The sequence below is a fragment of the Luteibacter jiangsuensis genome, assembly GCF_030812295.1.
GTDB lineage: Bacteria > Pseudomonadota > Gammaproteobacteria > Xanthomonadales > Rhodanobacteraceae > Luteibacter > Luteibacter jiangsuensis_A.
The window spans coordinates 123185-139715 of record NZ_JAUSSK010000005.1 but is presented as its reverse complement, the minus strand read 5'-3'; the positions used below and the strand labels follow the sequence as shown (position 1 = coordinate 139715).

The window sequence follows — 16531 nt, the reverse complement described above, 5'->3', positions numbered from 1 at the left end:
TTCCCGAGTCTTCCCCATGTCCGTCCCGCAAGCCATCGCCGCCCGTCACAAGGGTTTCAACCGCGCCGAGATCGTCGACCGGAATTTCGTCGAGTTCGTGCAGTCGTGGCGGGGCGACGCCGCCCGCGCGCCGCATGACGACGAGCCGGTATTGCCCGGCAGCGCATTGGATGCGCGCGGGTTTCGCGAGTTGTTCGAGTCGCAGCTGATCAGTCGCCACCTCGACCTGATGGCGCGCGTGCTGCGTGTGCAGAACAAGGTGTTCTACACGATCGGCTCGTCCGGACACGAAGGCAATGCGATGGTCGCGCGGGCCACCCGGCATACCGATCCGGCGTTCCTGCACTATCGCAGTGGCGGCTTCATGGCCGAGCGCTTCCGTAAGCTTCCCGGCATGGATCCGGTGATGGACTCGGCCTTGTCCTTCGCCGCGAGCAGCGAGGACCCCGCGTCCGGCGGCCGCCACAAGGTCTGGGGAAGCAAGCCGTTGTGGGTGCTCCCGCAGACCTCGACCATCGCCTCGCACCTGCCCAAGGCGCTCGGCACGGCGGTCGCCATCGAGCAGGCCAAGCGTATCGGGCACGCCTTGCCCGTGCCGGACGATTCGATCGCGATCTGCTCGTTCGGCGATGCCTCGTCGAACCACGCCACGGCGCAGACGGCGTTCAACGCCGCGGCGTGGACGGCCTACCAGAAGCTCCCCGCGCCCGTACTCTTCGTGTGCGAGGACAACGGCATCGGTATCTCGGTGAAGACGCCGGGCGGGTGGGTGGCCAACAACTTCCGCCATCGTGCGGACCTCGACTACTTCCACGCCGACGGCCTCGACCTCGCCAGCGGCTATGCGGACGTCGAACGTGCCGTCGCCCACTGCCGCAGCACGCGCCGGCCGACCTTCCTGCACCTGGCCACGACACGGGTCATGGGCCACGCGGGCACCGATTTCGAGATCGAGTGGCGATCGGTCGAGGAACTGGTGGCGTTGGAAGCGACCGATCCGCTGCTGCGCAGTGCGACCATCGCGCTCGCCTCGGGTCTTTACGATCCCGAGAGCCTGCTCGGGCTCTACGAGGGGATTCGCAAGCGCTGCTTCGATGCGGCCGATGCGGCCGATCGCACGGCCAAGCTCGACAGCCTGGCCGACGTCATGGCGCCACTGGCCCCGTACACGCCCGATGCCGTTCGTGCGGAAGCGGCGCGCATGGGCGAGGCGACGGAGCGCGAGCGCGCGTTCGGCGGCGCCGACAAGCTTCCGGAAAAACAACCGCCACGCCACCTGGCCATCCAGATCGGCCAGGCCCTGCACGATCTCATGGCGAAGTATCCGGAAAGCCTGCTGTTCGGTGAGGACGTGGCGCAGAAGGGTGGCGTGTATACGGTGACCAAGGGCTTGCACAAGACCTTCCGCAACGCCCGCGTGTTCAACACGTTGCTCGACGAGACGATGATCCTCGGCCTAGCGCAGGGCTATGCCAACATGGGCATGCTGCCGTTGCCCGAGATCCAGTACCTCGCGTACTTCCACAACGCCTGCGACCAGATCCGTGGCGAAGCGGCCTCGTTGCAATTCTTCTCCAACGGGCAGTACCGTAATCCGATGCTGATGCGCGTGGCTTCCCTGGGCTACCAGCGCGGCTTCGGCGGTCATTTCCACAACGACAACTCGATCGCCGCGTTGCGCGACATCCCCGGATTCGTGGTGGGTTGTCCGAGCCGCGGCGACGATGCCGCGACGATGCTGCGAACCCTGGCAGCCCTCGCGAAAGTCGACGGCCGGGTCACCGCTTTCCTCGAACCGATCGCTCTGTACATGACCAAGGACCTCTACGAGGCTGGCGATGGCCAGTGGCAATTCGCCTACCCGGCACCGGGCGAGGCGATGCCGCTGGGTGAGGGGCGGGTCTACGAGGAAGCTGCGAACGATCTCGTCGTCTTCACCTTCGGCAACGGTGTGCCGATGAGCCTGCGCGCGGCGCGGCGGATCGAGGCGGAACACGGCTGGAAAGTGCGCGTGGTGGACCTGCGCTGGCTCGTGCCACTCAACGACGCCTTCATCGCCGCGCAGGCGAAGGGTGCGAAACGTATCCTGGTGGTGGACGAGGGACGCAAGAGCGCGGGCGTGGGCGAGGGCGTGATCACCGCCATCGTCGAGGCGGGGCTGGGACACGTGCCGCTGCGCCGTGTCGTGGGCGCCGATACGTTCACGCCACTGGCGGGTGCGGCGTTCCTGGTGTTGCCGGGCGACGACGATATCGTGGCCGCGGCCGCCGGGCTGGCCTGAGGCGGAGCCGATCGCCGCTGAGGCGGCTCCCACAAGGTGCGCGTACCAACGAGCATGCAAGAGCAAGTGTGGGAGCCGCTTCAGCGGCGATAGACGGCGCTCCCTCAATTCACCGCCTTGCCCACGTCGTTGCGGCGGACCAGCACCGGTCCGGCGTGGCCGGCGCACATCGCCTGGTTGCGCCCCGCGAGCTTCGCCGCATACATGGCCTTGTCCGCCCGCTCGACCAGCGACTGAACGGTATCCGCGGGCGTGCGCATGGCCACCCCGATCGATACCGTCAACAGTGAATCCGGGGAGCCTAGGTGCACGTCGAGCCGATGCACGCGCCGGCACAACCGCGTCGCGACCTGCATGGCATTTTCTTTCTCCACGCCCTGCAGCAAGGCCACGAACTCTTCGCCGCCGTAGCGGCCGAGCAGGTCGGGAGGCCGGAGCTCGTGGCGCAGGGCAGCCGCCACCGCCACCAGGGCGCGGTCGCCGGTGGCGTGGCCGTGCCGGTCGTTGAGTTCCTTGAAGTGATCCAGGTCGAAGAACAGCACGGCGATGGGGCGCGAGGAACCCTGTTCCAGCACTCCTGTCGCGGCATCGGTCCAGGCGCGGCGATTGAGCAGTCCCGTCAGCGGGTCGCTGTCGGCGAGCTGGCGTGCGCGGTCGCGATCATGTCGGATGGTGAGCGCACGGTCGGACAGGCCGATGGACAAGACGATCGCCTCGAAGGCCCCCACGGCGATCGCCGCATCCGGCAGCCATGGCGCTTCCGTAAACATGCCCTGCTGCTGGGCGCCGCATAGCGCGGTCAGGATAAGCAATGGCGTCCAGCCGGCGAGGAAGAACCAGGCGTGCCGCGACCCGCGCACGGCGGCGATGGCACCGGCCACGAGCAGGAGCAACGCACCAAGCAGCAACAAGGGCTGCAGCAACAGTTGGGCCATGCCTACCAGTACGCCCACGCCGCTCGCGCGAAGCACGATCAGCAAAGGCATCACCACCGCAAAGGCCAGCACGGGCGTACGCAGCAAAGGCACGTATTCATCGACCTTGGCGAAGCGCAGCATGAACAGGGCCGCGAAGGTCACCGACAACGCCGTCACGGCCGCGCCGAGGCTGTCGGCCATACCGGCCAGCGACTGCAACTCGAGCGGGTGGAAAACGAAACCGGAGCGCAAGCCCTGGATCAACGCATAACAAATCAGGTAGGCGGCGTACCAGCCGAAGGTCATGTCACGCAGGATCAGCGTAAAGCATAGCGCCATCAGCGCCATGGTCAGCATGACGGCAAAGCAGCCGGTGGCGAAGACCATCCAGCTGCCGTCGTCCCGCAGGTAGTCCGGCCACGAGTCGATCGATATCGTCACAGCACCCGGCGACTGTGCGGTGGGCTCGAATTTCAACAGGAGAGGCCGCGACGCCGGAATCGACGCCGGTACGTTGAAGATCAGCCGGCCGTGACCGTGCGGCGACGGGCCGAAGTCATCCAGCGAGGTGGTTGCCACCAGCGTGTCCCCGTCGTACAGCGACACCGCGCCCATGCCGGGATGGCCGACACTGAGCACGCGTTCGCCCGTCGTCCAGGGGGGCAGGCTGTGTACGATCACCCAGGTGCCGGTCGGCGCATTGGGGAGGATCTGCATGCGCGCCGGATCGAAGGCCGGCAGTGGGCGTTGGGCCGCCTCGCGGAGGATCTCGGCGGGAGCATCGCCAGGACGCACCTCGCGCCAGTTGGCCGTGAGCGTGGCCGCGGAGGCGGTAGCGGTGCTTCCCAGGAGCAGGCCGCACAATACCGTCGCCTGGAAGAGACGGTAAACCCACCCGTGCTGGCGGTTGCTCATGCGCATACGGATTCCGGCGACAAGCGTGCGGCGCGCCCCTGGGGGCGCGGCTGGATCCGGACGCATCGATCGAAAGCCCGTCTCCCCCTTTCAACCACGGCTCCATTTTGCCGTGGTCCGGAGCCGCTGTCGCCTTGGCCGTTGGGGATAGCCTTTGTGGATGCCGGCTTAGGGTGCCGCCATGCCGCCGAAGCGTTCAAGCAACTGGGTCTGCGCGTCGCGGACCGGCTGGCCGGCGGACGGCTGGAGGAGGGCGTAGCCCCCATCGGGCTGCTGGACCCAGGCCGAGTGGTTGTCGGTGAGGTAGAACTCCAGTTCCCGCCGCACCCGCTGGCGCAGCTTCTTGCCCTCGATGGGGAAGCAGGTCTCGACGCGGCGGTCGAGATTGCGCTCCATCAGGTCGGCGCTGGCCAGATAGAGATCCGGTTCGCCATCGTTGTGGAACCAGTAGACGCGGCTATGCTCGAGGAACCGGCCCACCACGGAACGCACGCGGATATTCTGCGATACACCCGGGATGCCTGCGCGCAGGCAGCACATGCCGCGAACGATCAGTTCGATCTTCACGCCCGCCTGGCTCGCCCGGTAGAGCGCGCGGATCAGCTTGGGATCGGTGATCGCGTTGATCTTGCAGACGATCTCCGCCTTCTTGCCCGCGGCGGCATGCGCGGCTTCGCGCGCGATCAGGTCGAGCAGGCCTTTCTTCAGCGTGAAGGGCGCGTAGAGCATCCGCTTCATCTTCAGCGCCTTGCCCATGCCCGTGAGCAGACGGAACAGGCGATGCACATCGTCGCACAGGGCCTCGTCGGACGTGAGCAGGCTGTAGTCGGTGTACAGCCTCGCGTTGCCCGAATGGTAGTTGCCGGTGCCAAGATGGGCATAGCTCACCAGCTTGCCGTTCTCGCGGCGCTGCACGAGCATCAGCTTCGCGTGTGTTTTCACCCCCACCACGCCATAGGTCACCACGGCCCCGGCTTGCTGCAGGCGCGAGGCCAGGGTCAGGTTGGACTCTTCGTCGAAACGCGCACGCAGTTCGACCACGGCGGTGACTTCCTTGCCCGATCGCGCCGCTTCCACCAGTGCGTCGACGATTTCCGAATTGGCGCCGCTGCGGTAGAGCGTCTGCTTGATCGTCAGTACTTGGGGGTCCTTGGCCGCCTGGCGCAGGAAGTCGACCACGGGCGAGAACGATTCGAAGGGGTGGTGGAGCAGGATGTCCTGCTTTCCGATCACCGAGAACATGTCCTCCGCATCGGCCAGCGCCTTTGGCAAGGCGGGTACGAAACCCGGAAACTGCAAACGCGCGTAGGCCGGTTGCAAGGTCATCTCGAACAGGCGCGCGAGGTTCACCGGGCCGTTCACTTCGTAGAGTGAATCCGCTTCCAGCGAGTACTGCTTGAGCAGGTAGTCCACGAGGGGCTTGGGACAGTTGTCGGCCACCTCCAGGCGCACGGCGTCACCGTAGCGGCGCGAGAAGAGTTCGCCGCGCAAGGTGCGCGCAAGGTCTTCGACATCCTCCGGGTCGATGGTCAGGTCCGCGTTGCGGGTGAGGCGGAACTGATACGAGCCCAGCACGCGCATGCCGGGGAAGAGGTCGTCGGCATGGGCGTGGATGATCGACGAGAGCAGCACGTAATTGTCGCCACCTTCGCAGACTTCCCCGGGCAGGCGGATGAGGCGCGGCAGGATGCGCGGCGCCGGTACGATCGCGAGGCCCGAATCACGGCCGAAGGCGTCGGTACCCTCGAGCTGGACGATGAAGTTCAGGCTCTTGTTCACCAGGCGTGGAAACGGATGGGTCGGATCGAGGCCGATCGGCGTGACCAGCGGCGCCACCTCGTGGCGGAAGTAGCGACGCACCCAGAGCTTCTGTTTGTGCGTCCACTGGTTGCGGCGGACGATGCGGATGCCTTCGTCCGCCAGCGCGGGGAGGATTTTCTCGTTGAGGATCGCGTACTGCCGATCGATCTGGCGGTGCGCCAGTTCCGAAATCTCGGCCAGAACGCGGCGCGGCGGAATGCCGTCGGCACCGATCATTTCGTGGTCGAAAGCGATCTGCTGCTTCAGACCGGCCACGCGGATCTCGAAGAATTCATCCATGTTGGACGAGAAGATCAGCAGGAACTTGAGCCGCTCGATGAGTGGCTTGGATTCATCCAGCGCCTGGTCGAGCACCCGGATGTTGAACTGCAACTGTGACAGTTCGCGGTGGACGTAGAGACTGGAATCGTTGAGGTCGATCTCCGCGACATCCGGCGGCGGAGCCGTCCTGACGGTGGCGCTTTTCGCGGGGGCGGTCGACTCGTTGGGCGGGGTCATCGTGTCCAGGGTGGCGTCCTCGTCGCGGATCGCGACGCCCTCATGGTACGCCGCCTGCGCGAGGGTATGACGGGGCTCTTACACCGGCATGACATGCGCCGCTGGGCTCAGACCACCAGTGGCTCAGGTTCCAGTGTCACCCCGAACATGGCCTCGACCCCTGCGATCACCCTCTGTGCGAAGGCCCAGAGCTGCGGGCCGGTCGCCTTGCCGTGGTTCACCAGCACCAGGGCGTGGCGGTTCGACATCCCTGCGTCGCCATCGCGCTGGCCCTTGAAACCGGCGGCCTCGATCAGCCAGCCGGCGGAGATCTTCGCCGTTCCTCCGGCATGTGGCCACACAGGCAGGCCCGGATGGGCGAGGACGAGTGCTTCGGCCTTCGCCGCGCCGACGATCGGATTCTTGAAGAAGCTGCCAGCGTTGCCGATGACGGCGGGGTCGGGCAACTTGCGCGAACGCAGGCGCACGACGGCCTCGGCGACGTGATAGGGCGTGGCGCGCTCGATGCCCATCTTCTCGACTTCCTCGCGGATGCCCGCGTAGTCGAGCGAGAGCGGGCGTTCGCGGGGCAGGGAGAAGGTCACGGCCACGACGATCCAGCGGCCCGGCTGTTGCTTGAAGCTGGAGTCGCGATACGAAAAAGCGCAGGCCGTCTTGTCCAGCACGACGAACTCGCCCGCATGCGTATCCCAGGCTTCCACGGTATCGATGAATTCCGCCACCTCGACACCGTAGGCGCCGATGTTCTGGATCGGCGAAGCGCCGACGGTGCCGGGAATGAGGATGAGGTTTTCCAGGCCTGCGTAGCCCTGGCCCAGGGACCAGCGTACGAAGTCGTCCCAGCGCTCCCCCGCGGCTACGCGTATCAGCACGCGATCGTCGCGCTGGAAGGTCTCGACGCCACGCGTCGCCATCGCCAGGATGGTACCGTCGAAATCGCCCTTGATGAGCAGGTTGCTGCCTTCGCCGAGCACGAGGATTTTGCCTTCCTTCACGGCGGGGTACGCCAGCAACTCGGGAATCTTCGCCGGATCGCGCACCTCGGCGAGCAGTTTCGCCCGTGCGTCAACGCGCAGCGTGTTGCGGCCACCGAGCGGCGCATCGCTGGCCAGGCTGAACCCGCCCATGTCGACTGGCGCGTTGTTCATGCCGCGAGCCCCCGGCGGCGGATCTCGGCGACCGCCTCGGCGATCAGCCCGGGGCCGCGATAGACGAGGCCGGAATAGAGCTGCACCAGCGTGGCGCCGGCCTCGATTTTCCCGGCGGCGCTGTCACCGTCGAGGATGCCGCCCACGCCCACGAGGGGCAGTTTGCCCGCCAGGCGCGCGTGCATGCCGCGCAGCACCGCGGTGGACCGGGCGAACAGCGGCCGGCCGGACAGGCCGCCGGTTTCATGCGCGTTGGGATCGCCCGCGACCTCGGCGCGTTCGATCGTCGTGTTGGTGCAGATCACGCCGTCGATGCCTGAGGCGAGCAGCACCTCCGCCATGGCGTCCAGTTCGTTGTCCGACAGGTCCGGTGCGATCTTCAGCAGCATCGGCTTGCGCTTGCCATGCTGGCCCGCCAACCGCTCCTGTGCCTCGCGCAGCGTCCCGATGAAGCGGCGCAATGTTTCCTCTTCCTGGAGATCGCGCAGTCCTTGCGTGTTCGGCGAGGAGATATTCACGGTGATGTAGCTGGCCAACGGATACGCGCGTTCCAGGCAGGCAAGATAATCGTCGACGGCACGCTCGTTCGGCGTGTCCTTGTTCTTGCCGATGTTGATGCCGAGCACGCCGCGAAACGAAGCCTTGTGCACGTTGCGCACCAGCGCGTCGATACCTTCGTTGTTGAAGCCGAGCCGGTTGATGATCGCTTCGTGCCGTGGCAGGCGGAACATGCGTGGCTTGTCGTTACCCGCCTGCGGACGCGGCGTGACCGTGCCGATCTCCACGAAGCCGAAGCCCAGCGCGGCGAGACCGTCGAGGTGCGCGCCATTCTTGTCCAGGCCCGCGGCGAGCCCCACCGGATTGGGGAAATCGATTCCGAAAGCGCGTACCGGCAGGTCCGATGGCGGCTTCGCGATCCAGCCCGAGATGCCACTGCGCTGCGCGACGTCGGCGGCGTACAGGGTCAGGCCATGCGCGATCTCGGCATCCAGTGCGAAGAGCAGGGGGCGGATCAGTTCGTACATCAGGCGTCCGGGTGGCCCGCGAAGACGCGGGTGTCGTAGTCGTAGTCGATCGTGCCATTGGCCTGGGTCGCGTCGAACAGCGAGCGCAGCGCGAACAGCATCGGTTCGTGATTGGGGTGCCCGGGCTTGGGTGCGTACGACGACGACATCAGGCGGCCCAGGAGTCCGTCGTAGTCGAGCTTCTGGCCGTGCGGGAACGACGCCATGCCACGATAGCCATGGCCGAACCAGCGCGCCATGCTCTCGTCGTCGGCGTAGCGCTCCGCGATGCTGATGTAATCGACGCCGTATTCGTGCAGCAGTCGCTCGTACCCTTCCAGGAACGGCGTGCCCGACAGCCGGCGACTGTTCCAGAACACGACGACCAGGCCCCGTGACGGCAGGATGCGCGCGAACTCCTCGCGCACCCTTTCCTTGTCGAACCAGTGGAACGCCTGCGCGGCGGCGACGAGGTCGACCGAGTCGTCAGGCAAGCCCGTGGCCTCGGCGGTGCCATCCACGGCACGGAAGCGCTCCTCGCCACCGAGCCAGCGCTCGGCGGCCGCGCGCATCGCCGCGTTCGGTTCGACGGCGGTCACGCGATGCCCGGCGTCGAGGAACAGCTTGCTCGATATGCCCGTGCCCGCGCCGACGTCGGCGACGGTCCAGCCGGTATGGACGCCGAGGCCATGCAGCCACTCGACCAGCGCCGGAGGGTAGTCCGGGCGATAGCGGACGTAGTCCTCGACGCGGTCGGAAAAACGTTCCGTGGAGCGAAGGTCGGTCATGGCCTCATCCGTTCGGTCAGAACTCGAACTTGATACCCTGGGCCAGCGGCAGCGCGTCCGAGTAGTTGATGGTGTTGGTCTGGCGGCGCATGTACACCTTCCAGGCATCCGAGCCCGACTCGCGGCCGCCGCCGGTTTCCTTCTCGCCACCGAAGGCGCCGCCGATCTCCGCGCCCGAGGTGCCGATATTGACATTGGCGATGCCGCAATCCGAGCCCGACGCCGAAAGATACTGCTCGGCTGCCTTCAGGTCCTGCGTGAAGATCGCCGAGGACAGGCCTTGCGGCACGGCGTTCTGTTCGGCGATGGCTTCATCGAGGGTGTCGAAGGGCATCACGTAGAGGATCGGCGCGAAGGTTTCCGTCTGCACGACCTTGTCGGAGTTCTTCAGGCCCGTGACGATCGTCGGCAGCACGAAGTTGCCCTTGCGGTCGGTGAGCGCCTTGCCGCCCGTGCGCACCGTGCCGCCCGCGGCCTTGGCCTGTTCGATGGCGGCGAGATACGCCTGCACGGCCTCGGGGCTGTTCAGCGGCCCCATCAGGGTGGTGGAAAGCGTGGGGTCGCCGATCTTCTGCTCGAGCTGCCCGTAGGCCTTGACCAGCGTGTCGACCACGGTGTCGTGGATCGACGAATGCACCAGTACGCGGCGGGTGCTGGTGCAGCGCTGCCCGGCGGTTCCGACGGCACCGAACACGATGGCCGGGATGGCGAGCTTCAGGTCGGCCGACTTGTCGAGGATGATCGCGTTGTTGCCGCCGAGTTCGAGCAGGCTGCGGCCCATGCGCTTCGCCACGCGTTCGCCGACGATGCGGCCGACCTTGGTCGATCCGGTGAAGCTGATCAGCGGGATGCGCTTGTCATCGACGAAAGCCTGCGCCAGGTCGGTGCCGGCGTCGTTGAAGAGGAAGAAGATGTCCGGGAAACCGGCCTCCTTCAGCGCCTCGTTGCAGATCTTCATCGTGGCGATGGCCGAGAGCGGCGTCTTCGGCGACGGTTTCCAGATGCAGATGTCGCCGCAGATCGCGGCGAGGAAGGCGTTCCATGCCCAGACGGCGACCGGAAAGTTGAACGCGCTGACAATGCCCACGAGGCCGATCGGATGCCATTGCTCGTACATACGATGGCCGGGGCGCTCGGAATGCATGGTGTTGCCGTAGAGCATGCGGCTCTGGCCGACCGCGAAATCCGCGATATCGATCATCTCCTGCACTTCGCCGTCGCCCTCGGGCTTGATCTTGCCCATTTCCAGGGCGACCAGCGAACCCAGGGCGTCCTTGTGCTTGCGCAGGGCCTCGCCACACAGGCGCACGGCTTCGCCGCGACGCGGGGCAGGGGTGGTGCGCCAGACCGCGAAGGCTTCCTGGGCGCGCTGCACGATCGTTTCGTAATCGGCGGCGCTGGAGGCACGCACCGTCGCGATCACGTCGCCCGTGGCCGGATTGGTCGGCGACAGCGTGCCGGCGTCCGTGGTGGCGGCCCATTCGCCACGGCCGAGGTAGGTACCGGATTCGTTGGCGGCGAGGCCGAGCGCTGCGAGGATCTTGCCGGACATGAGGCTCTCCATGGAAGACGGGTAAAACGGGGATTCTAGCAAACGCACCCTTCACCCCCCGTTGTGCAGCGCAGGACGGATGTCTGCGGGGCGTCGTTGCCGGGGGACGTTATGAAGACCCTGCGGTCACTGGTGCAAGTCCATGCTGGCCTTGAGTTTCTTCACTGGACGGGTGGCGCCCATGTCCCGAATCTATGAGATCCCCTACCACCCCGACGAAAGCCATTCCTGGGCCGTGCGCCTCGACGGTGAGGTGCTTTCCCGTTTCGATAGCCGTTTCGACGCCCTGCTCTCGGCCATGAAGCGGGCGGCCGCCGAAGGAGGTGATACCAGCATCGGGATCGAGGGTGCCGACGGTGTCTGGCGCCCTTTCGGAAGCGATGCGAAACGGCCGGCGCGTCCGCCGCCCCTGCCGAGCCGGCTGTTGGGGGCGGTGCGCTAGGCCATCGCCATCGTTAAGGGATCACAGCCGATAAGTGGCGGTCCGTCGAACATTGTGTTCGAACATCAGTTCCCGGTCGGCAACGCCATAACAATAGCCGTGCACGACAATGGCATTGCCGTTCGACACGCGGACGAAGTCGATATTCGACATATCGCCAATATTCCGGACTTCGACGTCGTCATCGCGCCTCCGCGCCTCCGCGGCATGGATGGACTGGATAGTGTTCGCCGCCTCGTAGAAGCGGCGATCGACGTAGAGTCGACGTCCATTGGCCCAGTTGATCCCGTCGCTCGAGCCGTGCGCCCCGACGAGCAGGATAATCCGCCGGCTGCCGGCGCTGGCTCCTATCGAGTGGACCAGCGGGAACACTTCCTTAAGATAGATCGCCGAGTCAGCGACATAGTTGGTCCCTCCCTTGGCGTTTGGGATAGACCACCACCGGGTGAGGACGTCCGAAGGCGCCGCGGTCAGCCTCGTCGGCACCTGTTCGAGAAGTGCCGCACGACCCTCATAGTTATCGATCTGGTGATCGCCGTTCGAGAACGTATGGGTGGTCCTGCGATAGTCCTGACGCTGTTCGACAGCGACGCCCCCCAAGGGGATGTTGTCCAATGACGTGAGATCTCCCGGAGCGTGGCCCGAACCGAGCGATGTCCAGCCGAAAACGCCACCGGCTTTTGGGGCTTGCGCCGTCCTCGATGCGATGGAGCCCAGAGTGACCAGAGGCGCGGTCGTGTCCGCGATGGCACTCACGGCGGAGGCGAGGACGGTTGGCGACGCGATGGCGTCGGCGGTGGTATCCCCTGCCGGGGAGTGTGGCAAACCGCTGCTTCCTCCGGCGGTGCGGACCGGGGGCGTGGACAATCCCAGAATGGAAGTCAGCCACGTCCGCCACGTATTGCCGGTGGGATCGGTCCGGTTGACCGGGTCGCCACCGCAATAGGTGTAGCGATTCAAACCGCCACTTTCGAAGGGACTGACCGGATCGGGATTGAGGAAGCGTCGCAGTACCGGGGAATACAGGCGACGACCGAGTGCATAGGCGCCGGTGCCAGGCGTCACGCATGCTCCAGTGTAGGCGCTGCGCGCGTGCTGTCCAATCGCCGCGCTGTCGCCGAAAGCGCCGTAGATGTGACTCATGAGTGGCGTCCAGGCCATGCCGCGATCAGTTCCTTTCAGCGGTGGACATGTGCGTGCTCAATGTTTCAGATAGACGGGAACCGGATCGGCGCAGAGAAGGTCGAGCATCAGGTTGTCTATCGCGCCGAAGCAGTAACCATGAAGATGGATACCGGGTCGCGAGATCTTTTCGATCATGTCGTCGAACGAGATGCCACCGATGTCCTCGATGGAGAGATGGCGGCCCGGAAGGTAGCGCTGGAATAAGGAGTAATCACTGACGTCTACATGGAAGAGCCTGGGATCTGCAAGCAATCGTCGTTGATTGGCCCAGTTTTCACCTCGCACGTCGCCATGGACGCCGCTGTAGAGATAGACATTTCTACGTTCATCGACGATGGGTGTCCTTCCTATTTTTCGCAGGGGACTGAGAAGGCTCCTGGAGTTGACGGGTGTGTCCGCGCCCCAGTGAGTATTTCCGGGTTCGAGCGGATCGGGCGTCACGAACCAATGTGTCTTCAATACCAGCTGCCCTGTCTGTCCAGAAAGCCGAAACTTATGAGGCGGACGCCGATTGGCCGAAACGACTTCGATGTTGTAGCGCGGTAAATCCGCGTCCTGCGGCTCTCTTCGTCCCCGACCCACGTAGCGCGCCGATGTCGCGGGAGGCTTCGCCGTCAGGGCGACGCCTCCGGGGGTGAGGCCGGCGACCAGTCCGGGCCAACCAAAGACGGCAGGGGATTTCCGGGCACCCGCCGCCATCGAAACCGGTGTTCCGATCTCGGCCGCAACGGTGACCACATCGAGTACGGCAGCGGTCGCCGGCATCACCATGGAGACGGCGCCGGTAAGGCTGCGCTGTTTTTCCACCGGCCCGTTGAAACCCCCGTTCATGCCCAAGCCTGCGGCGGCCCAGTCCCACCACGCGTTACCGCTCGGGTCGGTGCGGTTGATCGGGTCGCCGCCGCAGTAAGCGTAGCGATTCAAGCCGCCGTCGCCGAAGGGGCTGACGGGATCGGGATCGAGGAAACGTCGCAGAACCGGCGAAAACAGGCGATGGCCGAGTACGTACTCGCCAGTGCCTGGTTCGGCGAGCTGTCCCGCGTACGCGGAGCCTGCCATCTGGCCCACCATCCCGATTTCACCGTAGGCGCCATAGATATGGGTGGCGGGCGCGACCTCCTTCACTGACGTTCCTTCCTGTTGGAGTACCAGGATTTAATGCACAGGATGGCGTCCGCGCCTATAGCGATAACGGTGTAGGCGCACCTGCGGTTTCCGGCGATCCGTCATGAGCTTAGGCGTCAGGGCGCCGGAATTTCCCCGGACTTGTCTTTTGTCTCCCGACCGCCTCCGGTATCCTCGCATCCTTGGCCCCGTAGCTCAGCTGGATAGAGCGTCCCCCTCCTAAGGGGAAGGTCGCCCGTTCGAATCGGGCCGGGGTCACCATTCAGAGCCGGAGCTCCCCATGACCCATACCTTCGACGCCATCATCGTAGGGGCCGGGCAGGCCGGGCCGGCGCTGGCCAACCGCCTCACCGGGGCGGGCAAGACCGTCGCCATCATCGAGCGGCATCTGGTGGGCGGCACCTGCGTCAACACCGGCTGCAAGCCGACCAAGACCCTCGTCGCCAGCGCCTATGCGGCCCGTCTTGCACAGCGAGGTGCGGAATACGGCGTCCGCACCGGTCCGCTGTCCATCGATATGCCGACCATTGCCGCTCGGGCCCGCAAGGTGATCCTCGACTCGCGCAAGGGCAACGAGGACTGGCTGGCATCGATGCCGGGGCTTACGCTCATTCGTGGGCATGCGCGATTCACCGGTTCGCGACGGATCGAGGTGAATGGCGAAACGCTCGAGGCGCCCCAGATCTTCCTCAACGTCGGCGGCCGCGCCAACGTGCCGGATTTCCCGGGTGTCGACGAGGTCGATTACCTCACCAACAGCACCATCATTCCACTGCAAACCGTGCCCGGACATCTGGTGGTGGTCGGCGGCAGCTATATCGGTCTCGAGTTCGCCCAGATGTTCCGGCGCTTCGGCGCCGAGGTCACCATCGTGGAAAAGAGCGCCCGGTTGATCGGCCACGAAGACGAGGACGTCTCGGCCGAGATCCGTGCGTTCCTCGAAGCCGAAGGCATCGCCGTTCGCACGGACGCCTGCTGCATCACGTTGGGGAAGCACGAGCGCGGCGTGAAGATCGGCGTGGACTGCACCGAGGGATCTCCCGAGGTCGTCGGTACGCATGTGCTGCTAGCCGTGGGCCGTCGTCCCAACACGGACGACCTCGGCCTGGACAAGGCAGGCATCGAGACGGACGACAAGGGATACATCAAAGTCGACGATTACCTCAGGACCAGTGCCGAAGGCGTATGGGCAATGGGTGACTGCAACGGCAGGGGTGCGTTCACGCACACGGCGTGGAACGATTACGAAATCGTCGCCGCCAACCTGCTCGATGGGGAGGAGCGCAAGGTCAGCGATCGCATCCTGGGCTATGCGCTTTACGTGGACCCGCCACTGGGACGCGTCGGTATGACCGAGTCGCAGGCGCGCCAGTCCGGTCGGCCGTTGCTGATATCGAAGCGTCCGATGACACGTGTCGGGCGCGCGGTGGAGAAGGCGGAGACGTGGGGCTTCATGAAGATGGTGGCCGATGCGGAAACGAAGAAGATCCTCGGCGCCGCCATCCTTGGCACGGGCGGCGATGAAGCGATCCACGGCATCCTGGACATGATGAACGCGGATGCGCCGATCGGTACCCTGCAATGGGCGGTACCGATTCATCCGACGGTGTCGGAACTCATTCCGACCCTCGTCGGGAATCTGACGCCAGCCCGCTGATTCCTGCTTCCCTCGTGGACTTTCACGTCAGCAGGTACACCGTTGCCTGCTGGATGTTCAGCGCCTCCATGACGACTTCGTCGGACAATCCGAAGCAACTGCCGATGAGGTGAACACCGTCCTTCAGTAAGTGGTGTTGCATCTGCTGCCTGTTCAACAAGGCCATGTTGATGGGGTTGATCGTCACTCCCGTGGCCCTGGCCGCTCTTTTTGTGTGCACGAGGTCTTCGAGGAAGAACTTCGGTTCCACATCCAGTCTTTCTCCCGTGCGAAGGTGCCAGTTCCTGCCATAAGGCTCGCCATGAGCACCGGTATAGACGTTTACCTCTTTCACGCCGTGTCTGCTCAATAACTGGAAGACCTTGGTGAAGGCCTGTCCGTTGACCGAGCTGTCTGGCGCCCAGATGACGCTGTTCGGATTTCTGTCATGGGCGCCAAATGCCCACTCCGTCGCCAGATCCAGCTTTCCGAAACGATTGATCGATAGTCGTTCTGCTGGGATCTGCGGATCGCTCACGACATGAATGTCCCTTTTCGGCTTCCATTTCCCGCGGCCGCGTTGCGGGGTGTCCTGCCGCAGCCCAAGAAAACGTTCGGTCGACGCCCCGTTTCTGGCCGGCGGAAGGGAGGTACCGCTCGAACCCGCACTTGCCGCTACCGCGACCCATCCGAAGAGGCCCCCGCTGTTCGGACGATCCGACGTCATCAGGGCGACGGAGTCGATGGCCGATGTGATGGAGACGGCATCCGTCACTGCGGCTGCCGTCGTTGTCACGGTGACGGGTGTAGAGACGGTCTCCTGCATCCGGGAAGCGGGTGACACGCCGCGAGCGGCGCCTGCCGGGGCCGTGAGCCCCAGGGATGCGCCCACCCAACCCAGCCAGGTGTGGCCGCTCGGGTCGATCCGGTTGACGGGGTCACCGCCGCAGTATGCATACCGATTGACGCCGCCCCCGTCGAACGGGCTCGCTCCGTCGGGTGCGATGAATCGGCGCAGTGCAGGGCTGTAGGCACGTTCGCCCAGCATGTACCAGCCCGCGTCGGCTTCGAGCACCTCGCCGGCAAACGCGCTCTGGGACCGGCCCGATGAGCCGCTTCGCTCGCCATAGGCGCCGTAGACCGGTGTCGTGGTGGTTGTGATTGTCACGGTCATTCGACGTGCCTCGGGTCAGGTCGTAGGGGTCACTCGTCATGGAGA

Annotated in this window: 12 protein-coding genes and 1 tRNA gene; 4 read left to right on the top strand and 9 right to left on the bottom strand. The window is 65.3% G+C overall.

Annotated features, from left to right (window positions below; genetic code table 11):
- Positions 1-16 precede the first annotated feature (16 nt).
- The gene (locus J2T07_RS16845) at positions 17-2281 is read left to right on the top strand and encodes a thiamine pyrophosphate-dependent enzyme (protein ID WP_306851454.1); all 2265 of its coding nucleotides are present in this window, start codon (positions 17-19) and stop codon (positions 2279-2281) included.
- Positions 2282-2385: 104 nt separating this feature from the next.
- Here J2T07_RS16845 and J2T07_RS16840 read toward each other — a convergent pair whose 3' ends face one another.
- From J2T07_RS16840 to amaB, 6 genes are all read right to left on the bottom strand, one after another.
- Positions 2386-4113: a sensor domain-containing diguanylate cyclase gene (locus tag J2T07_RS16840; RefSeq protein WP_306851452.1), complete on the bottom strand. Its 1728-nt coding sequence runs from the start codon at positions 4111-4113 to the stop codon at positions 2386-2388.
- A 168-nt stretch (positions 4114-4281) separates the two neighbouring features.
- Positions 4282-6432: a polyphosphate kinase 1 gene (ppk1, locus tag J2T07_RS16835; RefSeq protein ID WP_306851450.1), complete on the bottom strand. Its 2151-nt coding sequence runs from the start codon at positions 6430-6432 to the stop codon at positions 4282-4284.
- A 107-nt stretch (positions 6433-6539) separates the two neighbouring features.
- Positions 6540-7559, bottom strand: a complete 1020-nt coding sequence (gene murB, locus J2T07_RS16830) for a UDP-N-acetylmuramate dehydrogenase (protein WP_306852158.1) — start codon at positions 7557-7559, stop codon at positions 6540-6542.
- 17 nt (positions 7560-7576) lie between these two features.
- Positions 7577-8605, bottom strand: coding sequence for a quinone-dependent dihydroorotate dehydrogenase (locus tag J2T07_RS16825; RefSeq protein WP_306851448.1), 1029 nt, complete (start codon positions 8603-8605; stop codon positions 7577-7579).
- Positions 8605-9372, bottom strand: coding sequence for a class I SAM-dependent methyltransferase (locus tag J2T07_RS16820; RefSeq protein ID WP_306851446.1), 768 nt, complete (start codon positions 9370-9372; stop codon positions 8605-8607). Before J2T07_RS16820 ends, J2T07_RS16825 begins: the two co-directional genes overlap by 1 nt.
- Before the next feature lie 16 nt (positions 9373-9388).
- Entirely contained in the window at positions 9389-10924 is a 1536-nt protein-coding gene (amaB, locus tag J2T07_RS16815; RefSeq protein ID WP_306851445.1) for an L-piperidine-6-carboxylate dehydrogenase, read from the bottom strand.
- A gap of 181 nt (positions 10925-11105) precedes the next feature.
- Here amaB and J2T07_RS16810 point away from each other — a divergent pair, with 181 nt between their 5' ends.
- Positions 11106-11366 carry a DUF2188 domain-containing protein gene (locus J2T07_RS16810; RefSeq protein ID WP_306851443.1) on the top strand — a complete coding sequence of 87 codons (261 nt, stop codon included), beginning with the start codon at positions 11106-11108 and terminating at the stop codon, positions 11364-11366.
- 21 nt (positions 11367-11387) lie between these two features.
- Here J2T07_RS16810 and J2T07_RS16805 read toward each other — a convergent pair whose 3' ends face one another.
- Positions 11388-12509, bottom strand: a complete 1122-nt coding sequence (locus tag J2T07_RS16805; RefSeq protein WP_306851442.1) for an RHS repeat-associated core domain-containing protein — start codon at positions 12507-12509, stop codon at positions 11388-11390.
- Positions 12510-12566: 57 nt separating this feature from the next.
- Positions 12567-13676 (bottom strand): RHS repeat-associated core domain-containing protein, encoded by a 1110-nt coding sequence (locus tag J2T07_RS16800; protein ID WP_306851441.1) that lies wholly within the window; start codon positions 13674-13676, stop codon positions 12567-12569.
- A gap of 184 nt (positions 13677-13860) precedes the next feature.
- On the opposite strand from J2T07_RS16800, the gene J2T07_RS16795 reads away from it, so the two are divergent.
- A tRNA-Arg gene (locus J2T07_RS16795) sits at positions 13861-13937 on the top strand.
- 19 nt (positions 13938-13956) lie between these two features.
- Positions 13957-15333 (top strand): FAD-containing oxidoreductase, encoded by a 1377-nt coding sequence (locus J2T07_RS16790; protein ID WP_306851440.1) that lies wholly within the window; start codon positions 13957-13959, stop codon positions 15331-15333.
- 22 nt (positions 15334-15355) lie between these two features.
- On the opposite strand, the gene J2T07_RS16785 is transcribed toward J2T07_RS16790, so the two are convergent.
- A complete protein-coding gene (locus J2T07_RS16785) occupies positions 15356-16486 on the bottom strand; it encodes an RHS repeat-associated core domain-containing protein (RefSeq protein ID WP_306851439.1) in 1131 nt (376 codons plus the stop codon).
- Positions 16487-16531: the final 45 nt, after the last annotated feature.